This is a genomic window from Bacillus salacetis, from assembly GCF_003581585.1.
In the GTDB taxonomy this organism is placed as follows: Bacteria; Bacillota; Bacilli; order Bacillales; family Bacillaceae_B; genus Rossellomorea; species Rossellomorea salacetis.
The window spans coordinates 23544-45987 of the sequence record NZ_QXIR01000037.1 but is presented as its reverse complement, the minus strand read 5'-3'; the positions used below and the strand labels follow the sequence as shown (position 1 = coordinate 45987).

Genomic DNA, 22444 nt, shown 5'->3' with positions numbered 1-22444 from the left:
AAAAGGCGCATCCCATTGCGGGAGCTGCGCCTTTTCTGATCATTTAAAAGTTCTTGTTCCTGAAATGGGTATTCCATCGTTCGGCTTTTTCAAGAGAAGGAAGGTCGTTCAAGATTTCTCCCGGCTTCACGCCTGATCCGATCATGTAGTCTGTGAATTCCATATTTACAAATTCAAAAATATAATTGAACTGCTGCACCAGCGGCAGGCCCTTGACGTTAGCCGTCCTTCCGCCTGTAATGACTACATAGGCCTTTTTCTTTGTCAGCTCTTCCTTGAGGTTGAAACGCTCATCACGCAGGTACTGGGACCAGCGATCGAAGAAATTCTTCATCGGGCCGCTCATGCCATACCAATAAAGGGGTGTCGCGAACAACAGGACATCATGCTCCAGCATGAGGTGAACCAATTCTTCATAGTCATCATTCACCGGCGAGAAGCCTTCCTCCGTATGTCTTAAATCCGTAATTGCCTCAATGTGCTTATCCGCCAGAGAAACGATTGTGTGGTCAGTGCCTTCAAGAATCTTGTTCGCCAAGTACTCCGAATTCCCGTTCTTCCTGGTGCTCCCCAGCAAAGCTAAAATTTTCATCAGCATACACTCCTCTTTCTAACTATATGTAGTATATTTCAAAAAGCCTATTCTGTTTCCATTTGTTCCTGCCACTGTTCAAAAATAACACAAAATCCTTAGAGGACCTACCAAGTGCGCTTTTTTCAAAGCTTAGGGTCTCCCAAAACGCCACCTGCACAAAAAAAGGCGTTAATATATAGTAAGAGTAATGATTTGCACGAACTCAGCCGCCAAAAATATAATTTTATTCCGGAAAAACCTCTGAAGAAGCAGCCTCGTCTAATGTATGGGAGGGAAAAAACGTGGAAGACATCATAACAGATATATATGACATGGAAGACAAAGAGGGGACGCTTGATGAAATCATGCGGGTATATGGCCAGGATATCCTCCAGCTTGTCTTTTCGTATGTCCATAATAAAGCGGTTGCTGAAGATCTGACACAAGAGATCTTTGTGAAATGCTATAAGAGTTTACATACCTATAATAGAAAAGCCAAACTGAAAACATGGTTATGGAGAATTGCGATCAATCACAGTAAGGATCATCTCAAAAGCTGGTATAACAATAAAGTCATCATTGCTGAAACAGATTTAAGCCAACCAGGAAGACAGGATAAAAGCGTAGAGGAATCGGTCATCCAAAGAGAAGAAGACACTGAACTTGCAAATGCCGTATTGAATCTTCCTGTTCAGTATCGGGAGGTCATCTATCTTCATTATTTTGAAGAGATGCAGATCAAAGATATCGCAAAGGCGACTGAACAAAAGCCCAACACAGTGAAAACAAGGCTCAGACGTGCGAAATCAATTTTGAAAGAGCAACTGGGAGGAGATTTGTAATGGATAACCGCCTGAAAAATTTAAAAAAGACAATGAAAACTACCACCTTCAGCGGATTGGAATTCAATGAAGCACATCGGAAAGAAATCCATAACAGAATAAAGGATGAGGAAAATGAAGATCAAATTCTGCTGGCAATCCTTCAGCTCCTCACCTTTGAAAAGAACGGGTTTGAATTGGCAAAGCAATTGAGAAGCAGGGGGATAAAAAAATTTGAAGATCAGGAAGGGATGCTGTATACCATCCTTCACCGTATGGAGGGAAAAGAATATCTGGAAGCACATTGGACCAAAGGAAATGGAAAGGTATACAAGCTCAGCCGAAAAGGAAGCAGACTCTTGAAAAAGCAGGAAAAAAGGAGCGCTGAATCCAGGGCTGTCCTGAAAACCCTGATGGAGGTAAGAAGCAATGGCTGATAAACGAAAAACCTTTTTGGAAGGGGTCCAATCCCATATCAAGTCCTCTGAAGCAAGAGATTTTGTCGCCTGTGAACTGAATGATCATATAGATTCTGCCAAAGAGAGGATCATGAAAAGCGGAAAGACAGAATTGGAAGCAGAAGAGGAAGCGGTAAAACAAATGGGAAATCCAGCTAAGCTGGGGATGGATTTCAATAACATCCACCGTCCCAAGGTTGATTGGTGGCTGGCGGGGCTTCTGCTCATAACCGTCAGTTTTAGTTTGCTTCCGATGTTTACATGGAATGTAGATGGCTCTCCTTGGCTAATGAAAAAAGTTATAACAATCTTTCTGGGATTATTCGTTGCGTTCGGCTTAATGATGCTGGATTATCGAAAAATTTTCAGATACCAGTGGCTATTTTTGGGGCTGGGGGTATTAATATTACTTTGGTTGATCCTCTGGCCGGTTCAATATATTAATGGAGCACCTAGTGTTTACGTTGGCCCATTATCGATTGAGAGTATCATGGCATTGCCTTTCTTATATTTAGGCTGGTCCATTCTTTTCTCAAGAGAGGGATTCAAGATGTGGAAGGCAGCAATTTTGTTTATCGGGACGGCATTTCTATTCTTGATGTCTGTGAATCTTTCGGTTGTATTCATCTATTCCATCATGGTCTTTGTGATGATGTGGGGAAGCCGGATGGAACTGAAGAAAAAAACAGCCGTTTCGGCCAGTGCATTTCTTGTGGCGGCTGTATATGGATTTTTGTTTGTAACTGCCACACAGGAATATCAACAAGCCCGGCTGCTTGCCTACTTGAATCCAGCTCGATTTGCCGATTCAGGCGGCTATATGTACCTCAGATTAAAGGAGACATTCTCTCAAGCCGGCTGGTTCGGCCAGTTCGGTAAGCAGGAATTCATCCCGGCGGGGCATACGGACTTCGTTTTTGCCAGCATCACCTATCAGTTTGGATGGATTACAGGACTGATTCTATTCATTGTACTGCTGTCACTGATGGGCAGGATGGTGATCGTCATCTCAAAAGTGAAAGATCCCTTCGGTAAAATGTTGATTCTTGGCAGTGTGACTCTATTTTCAGTTCAATTCCTATATAACGTGGGGATGCTCCTGGGGCTCCTGCCGTTGACGGGGATTTCGCTTCCATTCATCAGTTACGGCTTGATGCCGACCCTGTTGAATTCAATTGTTGTCGGTATCGTGCTCAGTGTGTACAGGAGAAAGGATCTTATTGGGGAAGTTGTTTAGATTACAATGGGAAATAAGCCTGGAGGAGTGCTATTCCTCCAGGCTTATTTGTCTGTTGTTGGGTCATTTGAAAATATTGCAAGCTGAGCCAGGCTTAAATAAAGGAATTCTAATCAATTAGATTCTCAGGATTCAATCCAGCGAGTGATTCCGCAACAAACCTTCCATCTTTGCTGATCAAGACGTCATCGAAGAAGATTTCACCGCCGCCGAATTCCGGCTTCAGCATCAAAACGATATCCCAGTGGATGGAGGATTTGTTGCCATTATCCGCAACTTCGTAGGCCTCCCCCAAAGCAAGGTGCAGGCTTCCGTTTATCTTTTCGTCAAAGCCGATATCGTTCATGATGGTGTTGATATAAGGGTTGACACCAAGTGCGAACTCACCGATATACCTTGCGCCTTCATCGGAATCCAGCAGCTCATTGAGGCTTTCATTATTGTCACTTTGACAGTTTATGATTCTGCCCTCTTCAAAAGTAAGTTGGATGTTGTTGTAGGTCTGTCCGGCATAAAGTGACTTCGTGTTGAAAGTGATGATCCCATTGACTGAATCTTTGACGGGCGCAGTGAAAACCTCCCCGTCCGGAAGGTTTATCCTGCCGTCGCACTTTATGGCAGGCAAATCTTTAATCGAGAACCGAAGGTCAGTCCCTGGTGCCAGGATACGGACCTTATCCGTTTGATTCATTAAATCGACAAGTGAATCCATGGCAGCGGACATTTTGCTATAATCCATTGTGCAGGTTTCGTAAAGGAAGTCGGAATAAGCATCTGTGCTCATTTCAGCGAGCTGGGCATAAGCTTTGGTCGGAACATTGAAGAGGACCCATTTCTTCTTAAGCTGTTCATCGCTGACAGGCTTGTACGCCTGGCGGTAAGTGTTCTTTTTGTCAGAAGGGATGTCGGCAAACTCTGATATGTTATTTTCTCCTAAGATGAGGATGACGGCGTCCATTTCCTTCATCTGATCAAGCTTCAGCCTTGCGTCCGCTTCAAACTGTTCTTTGGAGCCGGAAATCATCATTTTCCGGTTGATCCTATAATCTGTCCGTTCAACAAAAACATGCCCGCCTGCTTTAAATACTTCATCCATGAACGGAGCTAGAAAGCCGTAATCATGTACATCCAGAGCCTCGATCAGCACTTTTTCCCCTTGCTGGATGTTCAGGGAGTACTGAACCACCGTTTTTGCAAGAGTCTCTAATCTTGAGTCCATTTAATATCCCCCTTGAGTTATGACAGGGATCATCTGACTGAGTTACCTTCCAGATGATATGTTATAGAATATAAGATACTTTTCAAGTTTAGCACATTGGGTATAAAGAAAGTTTTTCTTTATCCTTTCAATAATTGAGGTGAAGAGGATGCAGTGTCAGGATGTAAAGGATTTTGTGTAGAGGGAATTTGGGGTGTTCGGAGCCATTTTACTGTATTTATTCTTGTTCCTTCTTCTGCTGAAGAGAGTATGGAAAATTCGTCCATTAATTTTTTCACACCGGGAAGGCCTGCTCCCAATCCGCCGGAAGTAGAGTAGCCGGACCCCATTACTGTAGGGACATCAACAATTCCAGGGCCTGAGTCCACAGACAAGATCCTGATTCCCACACATCCAGAGATTTGTTGTTTATAAATGGTTATCTGTCCCTGGTCGGCATATAGATATAAATTTCTGGCGAGCTCACTAACGGCGATAATAATTCTGGTTTGATCAAGAGTCCCAAAGCCAAGAGCCTTTGACAGATTCCTTGCCTTGTTTCTCGCTGCTGCAATATCTTCCATTCTGACGATTAATAATGGTGCTGACATTTCCATTTTTTATCCCTCCGTTCATCTACTGAAAATGATTCTTTAAGGCTCTTTTCTTCCGAGAGTAAAACCTTGAAATACAGGGGGAAATCCGGCACATGGGATTTTTCCAAAAGCAGCAATATATCCGAAGACGTCCTTCATTAAAGACTTGAATTACCGGCGTTTGGAAAGAAAAGTATAAAGGGATTATCTGGCTGAAAACGGTGATTTGAGACTTATTGTCTGCCTGGGGATTGTGTATTACACTAAGACTAACATACAGGGTCGTGTTTTAAACCTATTGTAGCAAGCAGCCACTTTCCAAATGTGCTGTTTTTTGAGAAAGTCACTACAGGAGGGAGAAGAAATGAGAGAATGGCTCAAGCAATTAAGGGAAGAAAAGGGGCTGACCCAGGAGAGCGTGGCAGCGGGTTCATTCATTAACAGAGCTTATTACTCTCAGATAGAAAATGGTGTCCGTAATCCCAGCTATGAAGTGGCAGCAAAGATCGCTGAAACATTCGATATCAACCCCGCAAGATTTTTTGCTGGTAAGATCAGTGAACCTTTTACCCTTGCTCTAAAGAATGCGCCCATTGTGGTCGCTCACTGTGACCTCGAACTGAAATATACATGGTTCCATCATCCGCATGGAGTTTTCACCCCTGAAGAAGTAATTGGAAAAACAGATGAAGAACTTGGGATATATAAGGGTATTCCCGAGTTAATCGGGATGAAGAAACTTATCATTGAAAAAGGGATGCCAATGAAGAAATTCATCGTTTTTCAGCAGCATGCAGGTGAAAAAACCTATGTAGTCTTTGGGGAACCACTGATGGATGAGAGTGGGGAAATCGTAGGTGCGGCAACTGTCTCCATGGATGTCACTGAGGAATGATGCCTCATTGATAGCAATTCCTTTTGCAATCTAGACAATCTCTACCATGGCTGAATGTATATTAACTTCCTCGATGTCCCATTTGCACTTTCGGCTTTTCTGCTGATATACCATGTACACTTGCAAGAATCGGCAGTACATAATGTAAAGAAAAAACACCCTGATCATCTTCAGGGTGTTTTATCTTTTCTGTAATTCTTCTTCAAAGAAGAATGTATTTGGATATTCCTTCACAATGTAAGAGTATCTTTTCATGTTCTTGATGTATTGCGATTTGATGATTTTTACATTTTCACTGGATGACTTAATGCTGACTTCTTCGCCGACATTGAATTGACATTTTCCCATACTGTCACCCTTTCTGAGGTGTAAACTGTAATGGCCATGGAATTGAGGTATGAAATGAATGGAAATACAGAAGGCAAGCTGTTCCGCTTGCCTTTGTTAAATGATAGGAAAGTATATATTCTTGAGGGCATCAGTGTCTGCACTTACTCCAGAGCGGAGCCGGCTCAACCGGCAAGGTGCTGAACTGGTAGCTTGCGTTTTTTCTGATGATCCCGGTTTAAGATTATCCGCGTCTTCCGCCTCGGCCGCCGCGTTTTCCTTCGGTATTGCGCTTCAGAGAAGATAAGTTCTCTTCGCTGGATTTCATGAACTTAGCCATCTTATCCTCGAACGTTTCCTTAGGCTTGAAGTTTCCTTTGGAACGGAAGTCTTTGTTAGGTCTGCTGTCTCTTCCTTGGCGCGGAGGACGCTTAGTGAACCCAGATCCCTCTGGTTTGTCTACAGCTTTTTTGATTGACAAGGCAATTTTGCCCGCATTCTCACTAATTACCTTAACCTCAACTTCATCGCCTACTTTAAGATGGTCGTTAACATCTTTCACATAACTGTCCGCCACCTCACTGATATGCACGAGACCGGTTGAGCCTTCGGGTAATTCCACGAATGCCCCGAAATTAGTGATACCAGTTACCTTACCTTTAACCTTGCTGCCTATTTCGATTGCCAAAAAAAGTTCCCCCTTAATAATTATAACAACATCTAATTATAGCAAATTCATCCGCTAAAATCTAATGGTGATTCATGGCTTTAGTTTTTACTTGATATAAAGAGGCTCTTTCGTATCCTCTGCTGCTATTATTTGCTGATTTCAAAGGGCCAACCCCTTCATCATATAACCTTTGTAAATTAGAAAGAAAGGATCTGCTCTTCCTGTTGAGGAAATGAAATTTCCAGTATCCAGGGAGCAACCCGTGTTATGGGACTTTTCAGAAAGCAGCAGCAGATGAGAAAACTGTCTTTTCCAAAGCAGCTATTGGTGCTGAAGAATCGTATAAAAAAATGATCAGACTTTACAATATGCACTGGCCGCTGAAAATGACCATTTCTGTATATAGTAGTGCATAAGCGAAAACAGCCTTGTAAGAGGTCCACGGAAGGGCACGCTGAAATTACCCGTGCCGGCGAGGGGGATGAAGGGGCTGGGAAATGTTTTTTACAGCAGGCATGAAGATCTACCGCCATTTCATCCGCTTCCATAAGATATTGTGAAACTGCCAAAAAAAGCCCTCATCCTTAGTAAGAAAGGGGAAGGGCTTCTTTATTTGCCAATGGCAATGAAATTTTGAAAGTGGTTCCGTGGTTCTCTTCACTATCTATATGGATCGAGCCATTATGATTTTTAATAATATTGAAAGAGACCATCAATCCAAGGCCGGTTCCTTTTTCTTTGCTTGTAAAAAAGGACTGTCCGATTTTGCTGAGTTGTTCTTTGGGTATTCCAACTCCATTGTCACTAATATGTATATAGACATTTTGTTGATCCTTGCTTATATGTATATTGATCTTTCCGTCATTTTTAATAGCATCGATGCTATTCTTGATAATGTTCAACAAAACTTGTTTTAACTGTGTTTTGTTTCCGAGAATTTCTATTTCTCTTTGGGGATGGTCATGCAGTTCGACTTTAATTTTACGTTTGAAGGACTCGGCACCGGAAAAATTAACAGCTTCCCTGACGATTTCCAGGATGTTTTGTCTTGTCAATCGACGCTCTCCGGGCTTTGAAAATTGAAGTAGCTCGTTGGCAATCTCTTCTATCTGATTTAATTCCTTGAGGACAATATCAACATATTCGGGATTCGGGTAGCTTTTCATTAATTGCAGGAAGCCTTTCATTGCCGTTAAAGGGTTCCTGATCTCATGGACAATCCCGGACGCCAGCTCGCCGATGAGTGAAAGCTTTTCCGATTGCCTGAGCAGCTCTTCCTTTTTTTTGATACCAGATAAATCACGGAAAATTGCATGAACAAAAATTTCACCGCTGCTGTGAAGAAGAGGGGCAGCCATTACCTCTACATCGATCATCCTGCCATCAAAGCCAATCAATTTTTGCTCGATGAATGGCACAACATCCCCGTTCACTACACATGTTCTGCGAACCAGACCTATTTCATGGTAGTCAGGATGGGTGTAGTGGAAAATGTCACAGCCGATAATTACTTCTCCTTGAGGAAAACCAAGAAGGTCTGTAAATCTCTGGTTCGCATATAAAATGATTCCCGATCTCAATATGGCTTTCGCATCAAGACTATTATCAATTAAATGGGAAAAATCAAAGTCCTTGATCATTAAATCTCCTCCGCCTATATTTTACCATGAGGAGTCAAAAACACTCGGATTGATGTGGTGGCAATTCTGCCACGTGACTTAAGGGGTGATTTAAACGATAATGGAATGTACGTGGCTAATTAGCCACTTCTCTTAATTTGCAGGAAAGGTTGCTTATTATGACGATTCGATCATGGTTGATAAAACTTAGAAAAGATAGAAGCTACACTCAGCAGCAGATTGCACAAAAGGCATATATCGATCGATCATACTATGCCCAGATAGAGAAGGGTGAACGCAAACCGAGCGAAGATGTTGCCAAAAAGATCGCCCGGATACTGGAGTTCCACTACTCTGCCTTTTCAATGGAAGAAAACCCATTCCTCATTTCCCTGCACAATTCACCTATGATATTAGCACACTGTGACCGCTCTTTGAAATATACCTGGATCTATAATCCCCATGCAGATTTCGATGCCGAATCAGTTATCGGAAAAACGGATATAGAGATTGATGACAACCCAGGCACCCGCGATATGGAAAAGCTGAAGCAGGAAGTCCTCGATACAAAAATGACGATCCGCAGAAAGATCCTTTTTCCATTATCCACTGGAGCCATCAATTATGACGTCTTTGCCCAGCCGCTTCTTGATGATAATGACCAAATTATCGGTGTGGCGACTTCATCAACTGAAATGGAGTAAGCAGAGTCAATATGTAGGGCTGGTTTCGCCTATATTGTTGCTTTCGGAAAAATCCTAAGTGCAGGATTTTTTCCCTGTATTCAAAGGTTTCACTCCCGAAAAACAATGAGCAGCTCTTTCTTTCCTGCTTACCGGGGTTTTTACCGCGATTTACCAGGATATTATTAAAAATTTATATTGAATATCAACAGATTTTACGAAATGAGCCATATGTAGATACTCGGAGGACGAAATCATTTTTGATTTCGTCCTCAAGCTTTTTATACTCGAAATGATGGTTATGATTATTACTCAGAATCTGCCCACGCCCTGATGGTGGAGGTCATTTCATGCTTGTTCTGGCGGAATTGTTTAAGCCTGTGCCCATTTGCTCCAGAAGGATGGGGAAATCCTGTTAACAGGGTTTGAGAAATCCTGTGTTCTTCCTTGAGCTTAAGGAGAACGGATTCGACTGTTCTTCCTAGCGGGATTACTATTGCACTGGGGTCGATCTGGTTAAGCTCTTCAGGGAAAATCTTGAATGCGTAACAAGAGAGTAAATTCGATTGACTTAGTGCCGGTTTGTGGCCGGTATAATTTTGCCGGTCAATGAACACAGGGTATTTTATAACCGAAGTGGTGTGCAGTAAAGACCGGTTTTCATGAAACAGTGATAAAGTACTTTCGATATTGAGGCATTCGGCAAGCCCTATTTGATCAAGCATGCCAATGAGATTCCTTCTGATCGACCCCGAGAAGCCGGCGGCTTTTGCTGTCTGTAAAAGCCGGGATTGGCTTTTCTCCATTTCCACGCTGTTTAATATCTCTTCATAAGCTGTCTTCATCTGTGTCCAGCCGGGGGTAATGCCAACAATGATGACCCTTGCCTCGCTATTGACAGATTCGTTATGAGGAGAGTAATACATTTCCAAATCCCCTTCCTTTTCCACCAAAAACCCGGGTGTAAGCAATTGTTCTTTGGTAAGGGGAAGAGATAAAGAACGGATCTGAGTCAGGTAGGAAGAAAGCTTTGGCTCCAATGACGGCCCCTCCTTCTATTTTTATTTGTAGTTCCAGCGTTGGCCAATACAAACAATACAAGTATAAATCATTTCTTCAGATCTCATGAAGTAGATCATTCTTTCCTTGCAAATCGATTCCTTCATTTTAAAGTTCTGATATGACATTCCAAGAAAAAGAATTCTAAAAAAACATTGGAAATATTACAAGCAAATCTATTGTAATCCTTCAGAGATTCCTTTATCATCTAAAAAGAGAACACAATATTATGTGTCTGGTTTTATAGTTAATAACTACATATTGTGTAATGCCGATAAAAATGGTGTCTATATAGACTTAATAGGGAATCCGGTGAAAATCCGGAACTGTCCCCGCAACTGTAAGTGCCGACGAAATAAGTAACTGCCACTGTCTTCATCCGAAGACGGGAAGGACTTAAAGTAGAGTGAAGCACAAGTCAGGAGACCTGCCATGTTTATAGCGTCTTATCTTCTTCGGGAATTGGGAAGGTAGAACGAGGATACATTGGTAGGCTTGAATATTTGTCTATTAATCTATCAGCGTTTGATGAACCCATCCTTAGTGATGGGTTTTTTTCTTTTAGGAAAATTAAGAGTCCTGTGGTGTGGCTGGATGTTAATAAGTGGATTCTTCAACCAGTGCACAGCCCCTCTGAGTCATAATCCAATCCGTCACGAAGGTAAAAGAGCCGTCTGTCGGGGCTGGCCAAGGCGTTTATTCCTTCCCGCTTTTCCCTTGAGGAAAACATTTTCAGTAAAAGGAGAAATGAATAATGGAAGCTTTATCTTCCCATGTATCAAGGACAGTGGTGACACGGCTGGTGCTCCCGCCTGATACCAATCATATGGGCACTATCTTTGGGGGGACTGTCTTGTCTTATATCGATGAGATTGCCGCAATCGCCGCTATGAAACACAGCCGGAAAGTTGTGGTGACGGCATCCATCGATACGGTCAATTTCCTGTCTTCGGCAGAAGTCGGCGACATATTGACACTGGAGGCCTGCGTCATTTCAACGGGACGCACCTCGATGGAAGTCTTTGTGAAAGTGGAGAGTGAAGACCTTGAATCAGGAGAAAAAACTCTTACTACGACATCGATCTTGTCAATGGTGGCAAAGGATGAGGAAGGACGGCCGACACCGGTACCCGGCGTGATCCCGCAGACGGAGGAAGAGGAAAGCCTGCTTAGAACTGCCAAGCTCCGCAAACAACGCAGGCTTGAAATGAGAAATCAATAGAAAGACAGGAGGAATTGATATGGAATTAAAGACAGAAATTAGGACACAGGGGGCCGTACAGATGCTTGGAGAAATGAAGGACAGGCATCAGTCCCTGTCTTTCACAGAGTACGAGGAGAAGGTGCTGAAAGCGTTGGAAGTGAAGAAGGATGCCGATGATGAGCAGCTGGATAATCTGCTTATCCTTGCAGCGGTGGAGAGGATCAGCAGTTTGGAACCCGACTGGACCTATGTGGCAGCGGATATCTATTTGAAAAAGTTATACCGCGCAAGCTCGATTTCCAGAGGGACGCTGTCCTCCAAAGGATACGGGTCCTTCTATGACATGATCGCTCTCTTGGCTGGACTGGGAATCTATGACAGAAGCCTCTTTCAAAGTTATAGCAAAGAAGAGATTCATACCTTGGAAAAGATGATTGATCCGGAAAAGGACCGATTATTTACGTACATAGGAATCGTCACGCTGGCAGAAAGATATTTGGCCAAGTCCCATGATGGAAAATTCATTGAGCTCCCGCAGGAACGGTTCATGGTCATTGCGATGACTCTTTTAGCCGATGAGCCAAAAGAGAAGCGCCTGGAATTAATTAAAGAGGCTTACTGGGCATTGTCAAATCTGTATATGACCGTTGCGACTCCCACTTTGGCGAATGCCGGAAAAAGCTATGGACAGCTTTCAAGCTGCTTCATCGATACGGTGGAAGATGACCTTCGGAGCATTTATGACTCCAATACGGACGTCTCGACATTGAGCAAAAACGGCGGCGGAATCGGCATTTATCTCGGTAAGATCAGAAGCCGCGGCAGTGATATCAAAGGCTTTAAAGGAGTCAGTTCAGGTGTCATTCCCTGGATGAAGCAGCTGAATAACACAGCGGTGTCTGTCGATCAGCTGGGGCAGAGGCAGGGAGCGATTGCGGTTTATCTGGATGTATGGCACAAGGACATTTTTCCGTTCCTCGATTCAAAACTGAACAATGGAGATGAACGCCAGCGGACCCATGATCTATTTACGGGTGTCTGCATTCCCGACCTGTTCATGGAGCAGGTGGAAAACAGGGGGGACTGGTATTTGTTTGATCCCCATGAAGTGAGGAAAGTGATGGGATTTTCCCTGGAAGACTATTTTGATGAGGAGCAGGGCCGTGGCTCATTCCGGGAAAAATATTGGGAGTGTGTATTTAATCTTGACCTGTCCCGCACGACCGTTCCCGCAATCGAACTGTTTAAATCAATAATGATTTCACAGCTTGAAACGGGGACACCTTACATGTTTTACAGGGATACGGTCAACAGATTCAATTCGAATCAGCATAAAGGAATGATTTATTGCAGCAATCTCTGCACAGAAATCACCCAGAACATGAGCGCGACGGTTATGGAGGAAGAAAGGGTGGAAGACGGGACCATCATCACCTATAAGAAACCGGGGGACTATGTTGTCTGCAACCTGTCGTCCCTTTCGCTTGCAAAGGCTGTTAAGGACGGGGTTCTTGAAAGAGTCATCACGATTGCTGTCAGGATGCTCGATAATGTTATAGATATTAATGAGATTCCGGTGCTTCAGGCTCAGCTGACGAATGAAAGATACCGCGGAATCGGGCTTGGAACTTACGGCTGGCACCACCTTCTCGCTCTGGAAGGGATCAAGTGGGAAAGTGAAGAAGCCGTGGATTACTGTGACTCACTGTATGAAGAGATCGCTTATCATACTATAAAGGCAAGTTCGGCTTTAGCAGAGGAAAAAGGGGCTTATCCGTATTTTACCGGATCGGAGTGGTCGACAGGAGAGTACTTTGAAAAGAGAGGATACAATTCGCGGAGGTGGCGGGAGCTTAAGGAAGAGGTGCACCGGAACGGCGTGCGAAATGGCTACTTGATGGCTGTAGCCCCCAATTCATCGACCTCTTTGATAGCCGGATCGACTGCAAGCATCGACCCGGTTTTCCGCCACGAGTATTCCGAGGAAAAGAAAGATTATAAGATTCCGGTAACGGCGCCGGATCTATCGCCGCATACGACATGGTATTACAAGACTGCTTATAATATCGATCAGCATTGGAGCATCAAACAAAATGCCAAGCGCCAGCGCCATATCGATCAGTCGATTTCCTTCAACCTGTATGTCCGGAATGATATCAAGGCAAAAGCCCTGCTGGATATTCATCTTGATGCATGGAAATCAGGATTGAAAACGACCTATTATGTACGCTCGACCTCCAATGCCGAAATAGAAGATTGCGAGAGCTGCCACAGCTAAAGGAAAGGATGAGGAATGTTGGATTTAGAAAGAAGAAAATTGATTGATTCAGGTGCTCCGAATGCTTCGACTGCGATCATTAATGGCAGGAGCTCAAATATACTAAACTGGGATGATGTGAGGTTTCCGTGGGCTTATCCCAAATACAAAAGAATGCTGGGGAATTTCTGGACACCCTTTGAGATCAATATGTCCAAGGACATCAAGCAATTCCCTGATCTGACGAATCGTGAACAGGAAACCTTCTTGAAAGTGATAGGACTTCTTGCATTGCTGGACAGCATCCAGACGGATTATGCAGGAAAGGTTGCCGACTATTTGACGGACTCGAGCCTCAATGCACTGATGATCATCCTTGCCCAGCAGGAAGTTGTCCATAATCACTCCTACAGCTATGTATTGTCAAGCATAGTGTCAAAAAAACAGCAGGACGAGGTATTTGATTACTGGAGAACGGAACCGACCTTGCGGAAGCGCAATGACTTTATCACAAACGGCTACCAGGGGTTTGCGGAAAATCCCAGCGTAGAAAACCTGCTTCGTTCCATTGTGTATGATGTCATCCTTGAAGGGCTGTTCTTTTACTCGGGATTTGCATTCTTCTATAACCTGGCGCGCAATCAAAAGATGGTCGCCACTTCGACGATGATCAACTATATCAACCGGGATGAACAGCTGCATGTCGGGCTGTTTGAAAAAATCTTCAAGGAAGTGCTGCTGGAAAACCCAGAGTATGACACAGCGGATCTCAAAAAATTCGGGGTTGAGGCATTCCGGAAGGCGGCGGTACTCGAAATTGAATGGGCAGAGGAGATCATCGGGGATGACATCGACGGCCTGTTGATGTCCGATCTGGAAGCCTACATCAAGTTCATGGCCAATAGACGGTCACAGCAGATGGGCTTTGATGCGCCGTTTGAAGGACACAGGACCAATCCATTAAGGTGGATCGTTGCCTACCAGGAAGTCGACCTCGGCAAGACGGATTTCTTTGAACAGAAATCCAGGCAGTATGCAAAAACCTCGGATGCCAATGGGTTTGATGAGCTTTAAAGGAGCTTGGATGATTGGTGCCTGGCACAAAAGGGCGGTTCTGAGCCAGGCTCAAAAGGGTGGATTTGAGCCAGGCTCAAAAAGGTGGATCTGAGCCAGGCTCAAAAAGGCGGATCTGAGCCAGGCTCAAAAGCGCGGATCTGAGCCAGGCTCAACCAACAAATCAAGAAGGCGTATCCCCATCAAAGGGAATACGCCTTTTTCACTGTCACTTCACTAACTGACGGACCAATTCTTTGTTCCTGTCCTTGAATACCTCATTATGGGAGGAAACCATTGCAAAAGCACCGGCATCCGGCTGGATATACTGTTTTGCTTTGTTGACTGCATTGGCCGCATCCTGGAAAGCGCCAGCGATCAGATTCAGCTTGCCGTCATGTTTGAGAATGTCACCAGCAGCAAAGATGCCGGGGATGGAAGACTCACCCATGACAGATCCTTCAACATAGAAGTCTTCGAGCATCCTGATATTCAGTTCGCTTTCTTTAAGAAGCGAGGCGTCCATATCAAATCCATGATTAATGATCACATCATCCACAGGAAGGAAGGAAGTTTCATGGGTGACATTGTTCGTCAGTTCAACCCTGTCGATCACATCTTCCCCGTCTTTTGCAATCAGCTTTGTTATAGAAGTGCTCATCAGACATTCAGCAGTACTGTTCGACAGCTGTGTCACCTGTGCCTCATGCCCTCCCAGCTGATCCTTCCGGCAGGTGAGATACACCTTTTTGGCAATGGGTACGAGCTCGTTGGCCCAATCAATGGCGGAGTTGCCGCCGCCTGAGATGACGACGGTACGGTCTTTGAAATATTTTAAGGATTTGACGGTGTAGTGCAAATTGGAGATTTCAAAGCGGTCCGCCCCTTCGATATTCAGTTTTTGAGGCTGAAGGATGCCGCTGCCCACCGCTACAATGACAGACCTGGTATAGTGGAGGTTCCCTGATGCCGCTTTCAAAATAAAGAGTCCATTGCTGCTCCGTGCAATGGAGACAATCTTCTCATTCAAGACAACTTCCGGATTGAAAGTCAGTCCCTGATGGACCAATTGATCAATCAGCTTTGCTCCAGGAGTTGGCATTAATCCCCCGACATCCCAAATCATTTTCTCCGGATACACGTGGATCTTGCCGCCGAGCTGAGGCTGGAACTCAATGATTTTTGTTTTCATTTCCCTCAATCCGCTGTAGAAAGCCGAGTATAGGCCGGCCGGACCTCCACCAATGATGGTGACATCAAAGCATTCGATTTCCTTCATTAATGACCGCTCCTTATATCTGCGCATTTTTTATATAAAACAATCTAAAAAGAATATTGACAGATTTTTTTAAAAGATTTATAGTTACATTGTAACCGAAAGTGATAATCATTATCAACGAGAAAATATCAAATAAGAATACTAAATTTACAGGAGGGTCTAAATGGTTCGCCTTCACACGGATCAATTACATATTGGCTACGGTGAGAAATTGATTGTGAAAGATATGTCGATTGAAATTCCAGATAAAAAAATAACAACGATTATTGGATCTAACGGCTGTGGGAAATCGACTCTTTTGAAAGCGTTAACCAGGATTATCCGCTTTCAGAGCGGCTCTGTTATTCTGGATGGGAAAAGCATTACCAAAGAGGATACCAAAAAACTGGCGAAAAAGATGGCAATCCTGCCGCAGAACCCTGAGAGTGCAGGGGGCTTGACGGTCGGGGAATTGGTATCCTACGGAAGATTCCCTTATCAAAGCGGTTTTGGCCGGTTGACGAAAAAAGATATTGAAGTCATCGACTGGGCTCTCGAAACGACCGGAACGGCCGAATTTAAATACTTGCCTGTCGATTCCTTATCTGGCGGGCAGCGCCAAAGGGTCTGGATCGCAATGGCCATCGCCCAGGAGACGGAAATGATTTTCCTCGACGAGCCTACCACCTATCTGGATATGGCCCACCAGCTTGAAGTTCTGGAATTGCTGCGGAAGTTGAATGAAGAACAGGGAAGAACGATTGTGATGGTCCTTCACGATATCAATCAGGCTGCACGGTTTGCAGACCATATCATCGCGCTGAAAGAAGGCAATATCATTAAAGCAGGCAATTGCGAGGAAGTAGTCACAAATAAAGTCCTTCAGCAGGTTTTCCAGATCGATGCTGTCATAGGGCGTGATCCCCGCACAAATAAACCAATGTGCATGACTTATCATTTATTAAAAGGAGAAGAACACCATGAAAAAACTAATTTTGCCGTTTCTGCTCTTAGCCGCGCTACTTCTTAGTGCATGCGGAAACAATACAGAGAACAACAGCTCAAGTGGGGAAAGTGATAATAAGGAGAAGGAATCTGAAACAATCACCTATGAATCGGAAAACGGGCCGGTCGAGGTGCCTGCCGATCCCCAGCGTGTAATCGTCTTATCCTCTTTTGCAGGGAATGTCATGGCACTGGATGTTGACCTTGTGGGAGTCGACTCATGGTCCAAAATGAACCCCCGCTTTGAAGAAAGATTGGAAGGCGTCGAAGAAGTAACAGATGAAAGCCTTGAGAAAATCATTGAACTTGATCCGGACCTGATCATCGGCCTTTCTAACATCAAGAATGTTGACAAGCTGAAAGAAATTGCGCCGACAGTGACATTTACATACGGTAAGGTTGACTACCTCACACAGCATGTTGAGATCGGTAAACTCCTGAACAAAGAAGAAGAAGCACAGAAATGGGTGGATGATTTCAAATCCCGCGCCAAAGCTGCAGGAGAAGAGATCAAAGGAAAAATCGGCGAAGACACAACTGTTTCAGTTCTGGAAAACTTCAATAAGCAGATTTATGTGTACGGAGATAATTGGGGCCGCGGAACGGAAATCCTTTATCAGGAGATGGGCCTGAAGATGCCTGAAAAAGTAAAAGAATCTGCCCTTGAACCAGGTTACTATGCTGTTTCACTGGAAGTCCTTCCTGAGTTTGCAGGTGACTATGTGGTCTTGAGCAGGGATCCTGACCAGGATAATTCATTCATGGAAACGGACACGTACAAGAATATCCCGGCAGTAAAAAACAACCAGGTGATCGAAGTCAATATGATGGAATTCTACTTTAACGATCCTCTCACACTTGAGCATCAACTAGAGACTTTCAAAGAAGCATTCTAAAACAAAAAGTTTACCACTTTAAAGCACTAAAAGGGACAGTCCCCGGATGTGGTAACGCGTTAGAGTGATAAAGGGTTTTAGAAGGAATTCTTCTCCGTGAAGAATTCCTTTTTTTCGGTAAGAAGCAGTATAAATACATAAGAAGAGATGATATCCATGGAAAATGTATCTCAGCCATTCAAAATTTTATATAAGTTCATTATCGGGATTGTACTCCTGTTGATTTCTTTTACAGCTGCGATGGCTCTTGGTGCAGCTGATATCAGTATTAAGGATGTTTGGGGCGCAATCTTCGCTTCGGAAACAAATGCTTCCAATTCGATCATACGGGAAATCCGGCTGCCCCGGGAAGCTGCCGCCCTCACGGTTGGAGCAGCCCTTGGAGTATCGGGTGCAGTCATGCAAGGATTGACCCGCAATCCGCTGGCGGACCCTGGTCTGCTTGGTTTGACCGCGGGAGCCAATGCAGCGCTTGCCTTCACGCTGGCGTTTCTGCCCTCGGCTAATTATTTTGTGATCATGATTGCCTGTTTTATCGGTGCATCAGTTGGTGCCATCCTTGTCTTTGGCATGAGTGCAGCCAAAAAAGGAGGTTTTTCGCCTCTAAGAATTGTGTTGGCAGGTGCCGCAGTCTCGGCGTTTTTATATGCTGTTGCAGAAGGGATCGGTTTGTATTTTAAAATTTCCAAGGATGTAACGATGTGGACGGCGGGGGGACTCATCGGCACAACATGGTCCCAGCTCAATGTCATTGTGCCATTCATCGCTTTGGGATTGATTATTTCCTTTGCGTTATCAAAGCAGCTGACGATTCTCAGCCTGAATGATGAATTGGCAGTCGGTCTTGGCCAGAATGTTGGCAGGATCAAAGGAATCCTCTTTGTGGTAACGACATTGCTGGCGGGAGCTTCTGTGGCACTCGTTGGAAATCTTGCCTTCATCGGCTTGATGATCCCTCATATTGTACGGGCGTTTGTCGGGACGGATTACCGCTATATTTTACCGATGTCGGCCCTTTTTGGAGCATCCTTCATGCTTTGGGCAGATACGCTTGGCCGGACGATCAATATGCCATACGAAACCCCGGTAGCAGCGATCATTTCTATTTTGGGTCTGCCATTCTTCATCTTTATCGTCAATAAAGGAGGCAGAGCGTTCTCATGATTCATCCTTCCGTCATAAAAAAACAAAGAAGAGTCGTGCTATTATTGCTGGCTCTCATCATACTAACCGCAGTCGTAGGAATGGGGATGGGGTATTCAAGCCTATCCTACAGCAGGATCATCCCTACTTTACTTGGACAGGGAAGCTTTAAAGAAGAATTTGTCCTGTTTTCCGTAAGGCTGCCGCGAATTGTCATCACCCTGCTTGCAGGTATGGCTCTTGCTGTTTCAGGTGCCATCCTGCAAAGCATCACCAGAAACGATTTAGCTGATCCCGGCATCATCGGAATCAATTCGGGTGCAGGTGCCGCCATCGCTGTATTCTTTTTATTCTTTCCGATAGATGTAGGGAACTTCGTGTACGCCATCCCGGCGATTGCCTTTGCCGGCGCACTTCTGACCGCCATACTTATCTATGTGTTTTCATATAAAAGGACAACTGGTCTTCAGCCAGTTCGGCTTGTATTGACCGGTGTCGGATTTTCCATGGCGTTGTCCGGTACGATGATCGTCCTTATTTCTTCAGCAGAACGTGAAAAAGTGGACTTTATCGCAAGGTGGCTTGCAGGGAATGTATGGGGAAGTGATTGGCCGTTTATACTGGCGATTCTTCCATGGCTGATCATCCTGATTCCATTCACTCTCTACCGGGCCAATAAACTGAATTTGCTTGGATTAAATGAACCGGTTGCAGTAGGAGTTGGGGTGTCCCTTGAAAAAGAAAGATTCACCCTGCTTCTTGCAGCAGTTGCCCTGGCTGCGGCGGCAGTTTCGGTAACAGGAGGGATCGCCTTTGTCGGGCTGATGGCCCCGCACATTGCAAAAGCCCTTGTGGGACCAAGGCATCAATTATTCTTACCGGTTGCCATCCTGGCAGGGGGCTGGCTGCTGATGTTTGCCGACACGATCGGACGGAACCTTACTGATCCGGACGGTATACCGGCAGGAATCATGACAGCTCTTATCGGGGCACCATATTTCATGTACCTGTTGATGAAAAAAATATAAACCATTAAATGAAGCAGAGATCCTTAGGCGGGTCTCTGTTTTTTTTTGCTAAGTTTAAAGTCAACAAGTAAACTAATTCTCAATCTGCATTACTCCCAGCCTCTTCTCAAGAAGTTTGGATTCTTATAATGATGGAAAAAAGCAGAGGAGTTCTTGTTCCAGAAATTATTTTAAATTATAGAAGAGTAAAATGAATTGTATCCTTCGGCAGAAAAAAAAGTTAAAAGCAGGTTCCATACAGTAGGAATATACTATTTAGGATGCAACATTATTAAAATTGGATTTACGCCAATTCAAGAAAATGGCAGTAAATAATAGTTAGTAAAAGGAAAAACTTTCTATAAAAGGTTTTGAGGTGGGAAAAATGAGGTAAATAGTAGAGGATTTATCACAAGTTCCATTATTTTACATATGAAACGCTGCTATAAAAAATAACAAACCTGGGGTTTAAGGAAAGCCCTGTACATAATTCTTATTTAGGCAGATGTATTCCACAATACCCTATGGACAGAGTCAAAACCGGTAAATGAGTAAATGAATCAGGCAGCATTGTGTCGAAAAAAATAGATTAGGAGTGTTATTCAGATGAAAAAAAAGTGCTTTGTTCTTTATGCAGTTCTTCTATCAATCTTTCTTGTCACAGCTTGCAGTGAAAATGAGCCTATTTCAGCGGGTAAAACTAAAGCTGAGGGAGATGCGGAAACCGGGCAGTCGAAGCAGGAGAAGCAGGGAGAGAAAGATATTAAAGAACTAATTGAGTCGCTTCCAAAACCTTCCGAAACTTCGGTGGAAATCGTCAATGCCAAAGCGGGACCCTTTTCTGGAAAAGAGTATGATGAACTGACAGCGGAACAGCAAAAGGCAGCAGTCGACGAATTAGGCAAGCTTCCAAAAATTGAAGGAACGCCGACTGAGGATGAGATAGAGTTATATTGGCGAACGGCACTATCGTTATTCCACGAGGACTACCCTAATCCTGCAGAAGTACTTGATGAACTGGAGGTCGCTTCATTTGGCGGCCCGGAGAATAAGGATCCAAGATACGAATTTAAAGAAAATCTGAATGTGGAGATTTTATTGGATGCCAGCGGGAGTATGGCAAAGGAAATTGACGGAAAATCCATGATGGACATTGCCAAGGGGTCCATTGAAGATTTTGCTGAGGAACTGCCTGAAGGAGCCAATATTGCTCTTCGTGTCTACGGGCATAAAGGAAGCGGTGCCGATGAAGATAAAGAACTTTCCTGCAGCAGCAATGAGCTGATATACGACATGAATGTCTATGATTCTGGTAAACTGCAATCGGCATTAAACAACATCCAGCCTGCGGGATGGACTCCGCTAGCGGAAACCATTGAGGAAGCTAAAGTAGATTTAGGTAAATATAATGGCCAAAACAACACCAATATCATCTACCTGGTCAGTGACGGCGTAGAGACTTGCGGCGGTGACCCAATAACGCAGGCCAAGAGCCTTGCGGATTCAGATATCCAGCCAATTGTAAATGTAATCGGTTTCGATTTGGATCCGGAAGGACAGAAGCAGTTGGAGGAGGTTGCTCAAGCGGGAGATGGTATTTACAGCAATGCCCGCAGCCAGAGCGAGTTAAAAGAAGAACTTGAAAAAGCAAAGGATATCGCTAAGAAATGGGAGGAGTGGAAAAACGATTCTATTTCTGATGCTTCCGGCCAAAGATATGACCAGAAATTAAAAAACATTCCGAGTTTTGGAATAGATTGGGGTCAAGCTAACAGGTATGAAAAGTTTAATATTCGTGAACCACTTTATGAATTGAGAGAGCAAGGTCACATCAGCAGGGAAGCGTATAAACTTTTATCTGATAAGACCAGTGAACGCTTTAGCCGAAATCTTGAGATAAACGATGAAATCCGGGAGGAACTGCGAAGCCTGGCCGATGAAAATTTCGAAACGGTCAAAACTGAGATTGAGAAAAAATATAAGGAAAACGTCAACAGTAACTAATATATCGTCAATCGTTTTAATTATAGGCATTCAGTAACTAGTTAAAGAACAAGAAATACTATTATCCTCTTAGGTATCAGGTTTTGATTATCGATCACTGCACAAGTTGACCTATGAATTGGTGCTCAGCCTGCGTATGAAGATAAAAATATATTGTTGAAATTCTTATAAGGCATCTGATATTTGGAACGCGGACCGTGCATTCCAAATATCAGATGCTCTTTGTTTGTCTGGAGATTTTCTAGGCAAATCCATCTTTTATTTTCGCTGACTCCTGGCATGGACCAAGAAGTAGTGCCTGATTGCATACAATACCAGATGTTAATTCCCTCCCCCTCTTCATTTCCTTCATACAAATAATAAACTCTTCAGTTCGTAAGCCGCAAAGAGGGGCTTTTCAGTTTTTTTCACACTAGGCATCTGCCGGCATATACAAAAGCATGGAGAAATAAATATACAATCAAATGTATATAAAATTAA

At 43.9% G+C, this 22444-nt stretch carries 21 protein-coding genes, 1 pseudogene and 1 riboswitch; of the genes and pseudogenes, 14 read left to right on the top strand and 8 right to left on the bottom strand.

All coding sequences use genetic code 11. The annotated features are described in order from the left end of the window. Nucleotides 1-43: 43 nt before the first annotated feature. Nucleotides 44-592, bottom strand: a complete 549-nt coding sequence (locus D3H55_RS20205) for a flavodoxin family protein (protein WP_119549121.1) — start codon at nucleotides 590-592, stop codon at nucleotides 44-46. A gap of 284 nt (nucleotides 593-876) precedes the next feature. Between D3H55_RS20205 and D3H55_RS20200 the strand changes: the two genes are divergently transcribed. The 3 genes from D3H55_RS20200 to D3H55_RS20190 are packed head-to-tail and all read left to right on the top strand — an operon-like array spanning nucleotide 877 to nucleotide 3090. After that, nucleotides 877-1416, top strand: a complete 540-nt coding sequence (locus D3H55_RS20200; RefSeq protein ID WP_240628700.1) for a sigma-70 family RNA polymerase sigma factor — start codon at nucleotides 877-879, stop codon at nucleotides 1414-1416. Beyond that, entirely contained in the window at nucleotides 1416-1832 is a 417-nt protein-coding gene (locus tag D3H55_RS20195) for a PadR family transcriptional regulator (protein WP_119549111.1), read from the top strand. The genes D3H55_RS20200 and D3H55_RS20195 overlap by 1 nt, the downstream gene beginning before the upstream one ends. Further along, entirely contained in the window at nucleotides 1825-3090 is a 1266-nt protein-coding gene (locus tag D3H55_RS20190) for an FtsW/RodA/SpoVE family cell cycle protein (RefSeq protein ID WP_119549110.1), read from the top strand. The genes D3H55_RS20195 and D3H55_RS20190 overlap by 8 nt, the downstream gene beginning before the upstream one ends. A 109-nt stretch (nucleotides 3091-3199) precedes the next feature. Here D3H55_RS20190 and D3H55_RS20185 read toward each other — a convergent pair whose 3' ends face one another. Together D3H55_RS20185 and D3H55_RS20180 are read right to left on the bottom strand one after the other, a co-directional pair. Further along, complete coding sequence (locus tag D3H55_RS20185; protein WP_119549109.1) at nucleotides 3200-4309, bottom strand: aminopeptidase; 1110 nt, start codon at nucleotides 4307-4309, stop codon at nucleotides 3200-3202. A 197-nt stretch (nucleotides 4310-4506) separates the two neighbouring features. Next, nucleotides 4507-4905, bottom strand: a pseudogene (locus D3H55_RS20180) (anti-sigma regulatory factor); the annotation flags it as partial. Between the two features lie 343 nt (nucleotides 4906-5248). Between D3H55_RS20180 and D3H55_RS20175 the strand changes: the two are divergent. Continuing rightward, a complete protein-coding gene (locus D3H55_RS20175; RefSeq protein WP_119549108.1) occupies nucleotides 5249-5779 on the top strand; it encodes a helix-turn-helix domain-containing protein in 531 nt (176 codons plus the stop codon). A gap of 180 nt (nucleotides 5780-5959) precedes the next feature. On the opposite strand, the gene D3H55_RS24540 is transcribed toward D3H55_RS20175, so the two are convergent. After that, nucleotides 5960-6127, bottom strand: a complete 168-nt coding sequence (locus tag D3H55_RS24540; protein ID WP_168413186.1) for a hypothetical protein — start codon at nucleotides 6125-6127, stop codon at nucleotides 5960-5962. 30 nt (nucleotides 6128-6157) lie between these two features. Here D3H55_RS24540 and D3H55_RS24535 point away from each other — a divergent pair, with 30 nt between their 5' ends. Beyond that, complete coding sequence (locus D3H55_RS24535) at nucleotides 6158-6310, top strand: hypothetical protein (protein ID WP_168413185.1); 153 nt, start codon at nucleotides 6158-6160, stop codon at nucleotides 6308-6310. Between the two features lie 40 nt (nucleotides 6311-6350). Here the strand turns inward: D3H55_RS24535 and D3H55_RS20170 are convergent, their stop codons facing one another. Both D3H55_RS20170 and D3H55_RS20165 read right to left on the bottom strand, forming a co-directional pair. Next, complete coding sequence (locus D3H55_RS20170) at nucleotides 6351-6794, bottom strand: S1 domain-containing RNA-binding protein (RefSeq protein WP_119549107.1); 444 nt, start codon at nucleotides 6792-6794, stop codon at nucleotides 6351-6353. A gap of 566 nt (nucleotides 6795-7360) precedes the next feature. After that, on the bottom strand, nucleotides 7361-8416 hold the full coding sequence (locus tag D3H55_RS20165) for an ATP-binding protein (protein ID WP_119549106.1): 1056 nt from the start codon (nucleotides 8414-8416) through the stop codon (nucleotides 7361-7363). A 158-nt stretch (nucleotides 8417-8574) separates the two neighbouring features. Here D3H55_RS20165 and D3H55_RS20160 point away from each other — a divergent pair, with 158 nt between their 5' ends. Further along, complete coding sequence (locus D3H55_RS20160; RefSeq protein WP_119549105.1) at nucleotides 8575-9099, top strand: helix-turn-helix domain-containing protein; 525 nt, start codon at nucleotides 8575-8577, stop codon at nucleotides 9097-9099. Between the two features lie 287 nt (nucleotides 9100-9386). Here D3H55_RS20160 and D3H55_RS20155 read toward each other — a convergent pair whose 3' ends face one another. Beyond that, entirely contained in the window at nucleotides 9387-10118 is a 732-nt protein-coding gene (locus D3H55_RS20155) for a hypothetical protein (RefSeq protein ID WP_168413184.1), read from the bottom strand. A gap of 283 nt (nucleotides 10119-10401) precedes the next feature. Further along, nucleotides 10402-10586, top strand: a riboswitch (cobalamin riboswitch). A 305-nt stretch (nucleotides 10587-10891) separates the two neighbouring features. Here D3H55_RS20155 and D3H55_RS20150 point away from each other — a divergent pair. Genes D3H55_RS20150 through D3H55_RS20140 form a run of 3 tightly spaced genes read left to right on the top strand, consistent with a single transcriptional unit; the run spans nucleotide 10892 to nucleotide 14672 of the window. Beyond that, nucleotides 10892-11359: an acyl-CoA thioesterase gene (locus D3H55_RS20150; RefSeq protein ID WP_205685513.1), complete on the top strand. Its 468-nt coding sequence runs from the start codon at nucleotides 10892-10894 to the stop codon at nucleotides 11357-11359. 19 nt (nucleotides 11360-11378) lie between these two features. After that, on the top strand, nucleotides 11379-13619 hold the full coding sequence (locus tag D3H55_RS20145; RefSeq protein ID WP_119549103.1) for a ribonucleoside-diphosphate reductase subunit alpha: 2241 nt from the start codon (nucleotides 11379-11381) through the stop codon (nucleotides 13617-13619). Nucleotides 13620-13634: 15 nt separating this feature from the next. Then, on the top strand, nucleotides 13635-14672 hold the full coding sequence (locus D3H55_RS20140) for a ribonucleotide-diphosphate reductase subunit beta (protein ID WP_119549102.1): 1038 nt from the start codon (nucleotides 13635-13637) through the stop codon (nucleotides 14670-14672). 208 nt (nucleotides 14673-14880) lie between these two features. On the opposite strand, the gene D3H55_RS20135 is transcribed toward D3H55_RS20140, so the two are convergent. Continuing rightward, nucleotides 14881-15930 carry an NAD(P)/FAD-dependent oxidoreductase gene (locus D3H55_RS20135; protein ID WP_119549101.1) on the bottom strand — a complete coding sequence of 350 codons (1050 nt, stop codon included), beginning with the start codon at nucleotides 15928-15930 and terminating at the stop codon, nucleotides 14881-14883. A 163-nt stretch (nucleotides 15931-16093) separates the two neighbouring features. Between D3H55_RS20135 and D3H55_RS20130 the strand changes: the two genes are divergently transcribed. From D3H55_RS20130 to D3H55_RS20110, 5 genes are all read left to right on the top strand, one after another. Further along, nucleotides 16094-16939 carry an ABC transporter ATP-binding protein gene (locus D3H55_RS20130; protein WP_119549100.1) on the top strand — a complete coding sequence of 282 codons (846 nt, stop codon included), beginning with the start codon at nucleotides 16094-16096 and terminating at the stop codon, nucleotides 16937-16939. Beyond that, nucleotides 16890-17810 carry an iron-hydroxamate ABC transporter substrate-binding protein gene (locus D3H55_RS20125; RefSeq protein WP_119549099.1) on the top strand — a complete coding sequence of 307 codons (921 nt, stop codon included), beginning with the start codon at nucleotides 16890-16892 and terminating at the stop codon, nucleotides 17808-17810. Before D3H55_RS20130 ends, D3H55_RS20125 begins: the two co-directional genes overlap by 50 nt. Nucleotides 17811-17966: 156 nt before the next feature. Then, nucleotides 17967-18974: a FecCD family ABC transporter permease gene (locus D3H55_RS20120; protein ID WP_119549098.1), complete on the top strand. Its 1008-nt coding sequence runs from the start codon at nucleotides 17967-17969 to the stop codon at nucleotides 18972-18974. Next, entirely contained in the window at nucleotides 18971-19981 is a 1011-nt protein-coding gene (locus D3H55_RS20115) for a FecCD family ABC transporter permease (RefSeq protein ID WP_119549097.1), read from the top strand. The genes D3H55_RS20120 and D3H55_RS20115 overlap by 4 nt, the downstream gene beginning before the upstream one ends. A 585-nt stretch (nucleotides 19982-20566) precedes the next feature. Then, nucleotides 20567-21964: a VWA domain-containing protein gene (locus D3H55_RS20110; protein WP_119549096.1), complete on the top strand. Its 1398-nt coding sequence runs from the start codon at nucleotides 20567-20569 to the stop codon at nucleotides 21962-21964. Nucleotides 21965-22444: the final 480 nt, after the last annotated feature.